At 70.2% G+C, this 5,722-nt stretch carries 5 protein-coding genes; 4 read left to right on the forward strand and 1 reads right to left on the reverse strand.

All coding sequences use genetic code 11. The features are described 5' to 3' along the window. Positions 1-573 precede the first annotated feature (573 nt). Positions 574-1,692, reverse strand: coding sequence for a Nickel transporter NicT (nicT, locus tag STRTUCAR8_RS10455; protein ID WP_044471974.1), 1,119 nt, complete (start codon positions 1,690-1,692; stop codon positions 574-576). A gap of 124 nt (positions 1,693-1,816) precedes the next feature. On the opposite strand from nicT, the gene STRTUCAR8_RS10460 reads away from it, so the two are divergent. From STRTUCAR8_RS10460 to STRTUCAR8_RS10475, 4 genes are all read left to right on the forward strand, one after another. After that, positions 1,817-2,401: a sigma-70 family RNA polymerase sigma factor gene (locus STRTUCAR8_RS10460; protein ID WP_006375587.1), complete on the forward strand. Its 585-nt coding sequence runs from the start codon at positions 1,817-1,819 to the stop codon at positions 2,399-2,401. Further along, the gene (locus tag STRTUCAR8_RS10465) at positions 2,398-3,150 is read left to right on the forward strand and encodes an anti-sigma factor (protein WP_006375589.1); all 753 of its coding nucleotides are present in this window, start codon (positions 2,398-2,400) and stop codon (positions 3,148-3,150) included. The genes STRTUCAR8_RS10460 and STRTUCAR8_RS10465 overlap by 4 nt, the downstream gene beginning before the upstream one ends. A 262-nt stretch (positions 3,151-3,412) precedes the next feature. Further along, positions 3,413-4,966 (forward strand): sulfite oxidase, encoded by a 1,554-nt coding sequence (locus STRTUCAR8_RS10470; RefSeq protein WP_044471975.1) that lies wholly within the window; start codon positions 3,413-3,415, stop codon positions 4,964-4,966. Between the two features lie 76 nt (positions 4,967-5,042). Then, entirely contained in the window at positions 5,043-5,708 is a 666-nt protein-coding gene (locus STRTUCAR8_RS10475; protein ID WP_006375586.1) for a fasciclin domain-containing protein, read from the forward strand. Positions 5,709-5,722 lie beyond the last annotated feature (14 nt).

The following is a 5,722-nucleotide window of genomic DNA, read 5'->3' on the forward strand; positions in this document are numbered from 1 at the left end:
GGGGCCCGCCGCCCGGTGCGAGCAGAGGCCGCGCGACCGACGTAAGCAGGGGCCCGCCGCCCGGTGCGAGCAGAGGCCGCGCGACCGACGTGAACAGGACGCCCCGCCCCCAGCGCCAGCAGGAGCCGCGCGACCGACGTGAGCGGGGGCCCGCCGCCCGGTGCGAGCAGAAGCCGTGTGGCCGGCGTGAGCAGAGACCCTGCGGCTGACACGAGCAGGAGCCGTGCCGCCTGGGGTGATCGGGGCTGTGCCCCCAGCGAAGGGGCGGCGCGGGCGGGCGTACGGCGGCGCGAGTCGGGATCGGCACGGTCGGCATAGGCAGCCGACTTGAACAGGCAGCGCGAGCCGGTGGCGGCGCATCCGGCGGAAGTCTGGATCAGCGCAGCCAGTGCCGAACGCGGCGCGAGCGGGCTGCGGCGCGTCCGGGGGTGCGGACGGCTCGGTCAGGGACCGGCGGCCGGCGTGAGCAGCCGACGCGGGCGGGCGGCGGTCGCTCTGCCGACGAGGAGTCCTGGGCGAGCCGGGATCGGCGCCGCCAGGGCAAGCGGGCTGAGCAACCGGCGTACGCAGCGTTTACGTCTTCGCGTCCGCCAGGTCCGGCTTTGCCAAACCTGACGTCCATCTCTCCTCTATGCGGCCGACCTTCCACACCACCAGGGCGACGGCCCAGGTTCCGAAGAACAGGCCGACGATGACGTAGCCGACGATGTTGAGGTCGAGGCCGGACACCCGGTCCCAGAACGGGCCGTGGAGGTTTGCCTGGTCGGCTATCAGGCCGAGGAGTTCCACCGTGCCGATGATGAGCGCGACGGCGACCGACAGGCCGGTGATCGTGAGGTTGTAGTAGACCTTGCGGACCGGCTTGGAGAACGCCCAGCCGTACGCGAAGTTCATGAACGAGCCGTCGATCGTGTCGAGCAGTGACATCCCGGCCGCGAAGAGGACGGGCAGGCACAGGATCGCGTACCAGGGCAGCCCCGATGCCGCGCCCGAGCCGGCCAGCACCAGAAGCGCGACCTCCGTCGCCGTGTCGAAGCCGAGCCCGAAGAGCAGGCCCAGGGGATACATCTGCCACGACTTGGTGATCGACTTCGTGAAGCGGCCCAGGAGGCGGTTCATGAAGCCCCGGTTGTTGAGCTGCTCCTCCAGGGCGCCCTCGTCGAAGTGGCCGGTCCTCATCTGCCGGAACACCTTCCAGATGCCGATGAGGATGACCAGGTTGATGCCGGCGATGAGGTAGAGGAACGTCCCGGAGACGGTCGTACCGATGAGGCCGGTGACGTCGTGCAGGTGGGAGCCGTCGTCCTGGACCGGTCCGGCGAGGGCCTTGACGCCCAGCGACAGCAGGAGGGCGAGGGCGAAGACGACACTGGAGTGGCCGAGCGAGAACCAGAACCCGACGGACAGCGGGCGCTGCCCCTCGCCCATCAGCTTCCGGGTCGTGTTGTCGATGGCGGCGATGTGGTCGGCGTCGAAGGCGTGCCGCATACCGAGCGTGTAGGCGGTCACGCCGATGCCGATACCGAACGCCTTCCCACCGACGCTGTAGTGCTCGGGCGCGACGAGCGCCACCAGCGTGAACCAGCCGATGACATGCAGCGCCACGATGAAGGCGGCCATGCCACCGACCCTGATCCACTCCTCACGACTCATCGCTCCAGGCTGCTGCCAGGAACAGTCACCTGCAATCAATGTGCAGTAAAGCTCCCGACAGGTTTCGGTCAGGGGCGCCCAGGAAATTCGCCAATCCACACCAATCCACCGTCCGCGCGGGAACGGATTACGCCTGGACATGTCCCGACCACGGAGGCTCTCGGTGAAAGAAGCGGTACATATCAGCAGAAATCCATCGACCGGTCCGGACCTGCAGGAACTCGTCAGCCGCGTCGCTCTGGGCGACGAGGAGGCGTTCTCCGGGGTGTTCGACGCCGTCTCGGGCGGGGTGCTGGGTGTCGTGCGGGCCGTGGTGCGGGATCAGGCGCAGTCGGAGGAGGTGGCGCAGGAGGTGCTGGTGGAGGTGTGGCGGACCGCGCCGCGCTACCGGCCCGAGCGGGGGACGGCCATGAACTGGATCCTCACCCTGGCGCACCGGCGGGCGGTCGACCGGGTGCGCTCGGTGGAGGCCGCCGCTCTCCGGGACCACAAGGCGGCGCTTCTGGAACGCGTGCCCGAGTACGACGAGGTGGTCGAGCACGTCGAGGCCCGGCTGGAGCGGGAGCAGGTGCGGCGCTGTCTGCGCACACTGACCGAGATCCAGCGCCAGGCCGTCACCCTGGCCTACTACCGGGGGCTGACCTACCGCGAGGTCGCGGAAGCCCTGGCCGTACCGCTGGGCACGGTCAAGACCCGACTGCGGGACGGACTCATCCGTCTGCGCGACTGCCTGGGGGTGACCGCGTGACGACCACCGATCTGCACCGGCTGACGGGCGCCTACGCCCTGCACGCCCTGTCCGACGACGAGGGCGAGGCGTTCGAGCGGCACCTCGCCGGATGCGAGGCGTGCGCACAGGAGACGGCCGAACTGCGCGAGACCGCCGTCCGACTGGGGCTCGCGGTGGCCGCCGAGCCCTCCCCGGAGCTGCGCGCACAGGTGCTGCGCAAAATCGGCACCGTCCGTCAGCAGACACCCGGCACGCCGGGCAACGGGCTTCCCGTACGGGTCGGCCCACGCGCGCGGACGCTGTCCCGGTGGGCCCTCGCCGTCTGCCTCGCCGGCGTGGTGGGGCTGGGCGGAACGGCCGTGTGGCAGCACCAGCAGGCGCGGGACGCCCAGGAGCAGGCTCGCCGGGCCACCCGGGCCGCGGACGGGATCGCCGCCGTGCTGACCGCGCCGGACACCCGGACGCGGGCCGCCCGGCTGGCCGGTGGCGCCGCCGGGTCGGTGGTGGTCTCCCGCAGCCTGGACAAGGCCGTCTTCGCCGTGTCCGGGATGGCTTCCCCGCCGAGCGGAAAGGTCTACCAGCTGTGGTTCGACGACGACGGCACCATGCGGTCGGCCGGCCTGATGAACCCCGGCCGCAGTCAACAGACCGTCCTCCTGAAGGGCACGGTCGACGGTGCGTCGGGCATGGGCGTCACCGTCGAACCCACCGGCGGCTCGAAGCACCCCACCTCCGCTCCCATCGCCCTGATGAGCTTCCCCGGCTGAGTCCTGGAGTTCCCGGCTGAGTACTGGCATCCCGACCCTCCCGCTGCGGCGGGAGGGTTTTGTCATCTTCATGGGGTCTCCATGCCAGTCTCTTTGTCGTCTCTCTTTTTCGTCCGTATTATCCGTAGCCGAAAGCGCTTCGGATTGGTCCGAAAAAACAATTCATTCGATCGTGGACGCGACCAATCCGTGAGGGCTCCGGAATCGGATTCCCCACGTGAGGAAGAACGACAGGGAACACCGAATCCGACCCGGCCGGGTGATGCTGGGAGCCCTCAGTGGCGCACTGGCCGGTTTCGCCGCGCTCGCGGTCGCCGAGCTGGTGGCCGGGGTCGTCCGTCCGCAGGCCGGCCCGGTCGTGGCGGTGGGCGGTGCGGCGATCGACCGTACGCCCGCCGCCGTGAAGGACTGGGCGATCCGTCATTTCGGTACCGACGACAAACTCGTTCTCCAGCTCGGAATTCTCGCCGTACTCACGATTTTCGCGCTGCTGCTGGGAATCGCCGCGCTACGTTTCCGGCGCACCGCGTCCGCCGGGGTTCTGCTTTTCGGTGTCGTCGGCGCGGCGGCGGCGACCAGCCGCCCGGACTCGACCGGAGTTCTCGACGCGCTGCCCTCCGTGGCCGGCGCCGTCACCGGTGCCGCGCTCCTGTACGCCCTCGTCGGACGCCTCACACCCCGGGGCCCGGTCACACCGGCGCGGAGCGCGCCGTTCCCCGACGCCGGCTGGGACCGGCGCGGGTTCGTGATCGCGGCGACGGCTGCCGCCGCCGCGTCGGCCGGGGCGGGCCTGCTCGGCCGGTCGCTGAGCGGTTCCCGGTCGCGGAGCGCCGTCGCGTCCCGGGAGAACGTGGTGCTGCCCGCACCGGCCTCGCCGGCCGGCCCCGTACCGAAGGGCGCCGGACTGCGCGTCCCCGGGGTCAGCGCCTTCACCACTCCCAGCAGTGACTTCTACCGTGTCGACACCGCACTGGTGGTCCCCAAGGTGGACGCGACGTCCTGGCGGCTGCGCATCCACGGCGACGGTGTACGGCGGCCACGCAACCTCTCCTTCGACGACCTGCTGCGGCGTGAGCTGATCGAGCGGGACATCACGCTCACCTGCGTGTCCAACGAGGTCGGCGGCCCGTACGTCGGCAACGCCCGCTGGATCGGCGTACGCCTGGCAGACCTGCTCGCCGAATGCGGGGTCGAGCCCCCGTCGAAGGGCGGGCCGGCCGACCAGCTGGTGGCCCGCTCGGTGGACGGTATGACCATCGGCAGCCCCGTCGAGGACCTGATGGACGGACGGGACGCCCTGCTCGCCGTCGGTATGAACGGGCGACCGCTGCCCTTCGACCACGGCTTCCCGGTCCGCATGGTGGTGCCCGGACTGTACGGGTTCGTCTCCGCCTGCAAATGGGTCGAGGACATCGAGCTCACCACCTTCGACTCCTACGACCCCTACTGGGTCAAACGCGGCTGGGCTCGCAGGGCACCGGTGAAGACCGCGTCCCGCATCGACACGCCGAAGCCCTTCGCCAGGCCCGCCGCAGGCACCGTCATGGTCGCCGGGGTGGCCTGGGCACAGCACCGGGGCATCGACCGGGTCGAGGTCCGCGTCGACGACGGCCCCTGGCAGGATGCCCGGCTCGCCACCGAGGACACCCGCGACACCTGGCGCCAGTGGTCCTTCGCCTGGCAGGCCACCAAGGGCGGCCACACGCTCACCGTCCGCGCCACCGACCGCACCGGCCAGGTGCAGACGGAGAAACGCACTCGCACGATCCCCGACGGCGCCAGTGGCCGGCACTCCGTCGTGGTGACCGTCGAGTGACCCCCCGAACCACCTTCCTGACCACTTTCCGCGAGCCATCACCACTCAGGCTGTTCCCACCAACAGGAGACACACCATGAACACCCGTATCCGCCGTACCGCCGTCATCCTGGCCGCCGCCGCCGTCCTGCCACTGGCTCTGAGCGCCTGCTCCGACAGCGGCAGCGGCAGCGACTCGGCCAAGTCCGACTCCTCCTCGAAGGCGTCGGCGCCCGCCGCCGCGTCGGACGACGGCATGACGGGCTCCGGCAGCGCCACCTCGGCCGACAAGCCGTTCGGATCCGCCTGCTCGGCCGTGCCCGCGACCGGCGCCGGTTCCTTCGACGGCATGGCCCAGGACCCGGTCGCCACCGCCGCCTCCCACAACCCGGCGCTGTCCACCCTGGTGGCGGCCGTGACGAAGGCGGGCCTGGTCGACACCCTCAACAACGCCCAGAACATCACCGTGTTCGCCCCGACCAACGACGCCTTCGCCAAGATCCCGAAGGCCACCCTCGACAAGGTCCTCGCCGACAAGGCCCAGCTGACGAAGATCCTCACGTACCACGTCGTCGGGCAGAAGCTCACGCCGAAGCAGTTGGAGAACGGCTCCTTCGACACCCTGGAGAAGTCGAAGCTGACCACCTCGGGATCGGGTGAGTCCTACAAGGTCAACGACTCCGCCGACGTGGTGTGCGGCAACGTCAAGACCGCCAACGCCAACGTGTACATCGTCGACAGCGTGCTGATGCCCAGCAGCTGACCTTGATCCGAGTT

Source organism: Streptomyces turgidiscabies Car8 (assembly GCF_000331005.1).
Taxonomy (GTDB): Bacteria; Actinomycetota; Actinomycetes; order Streptomycetales; family Streptomycetaceae; genus Streptomyces; species Streptomyces turgidiscabies.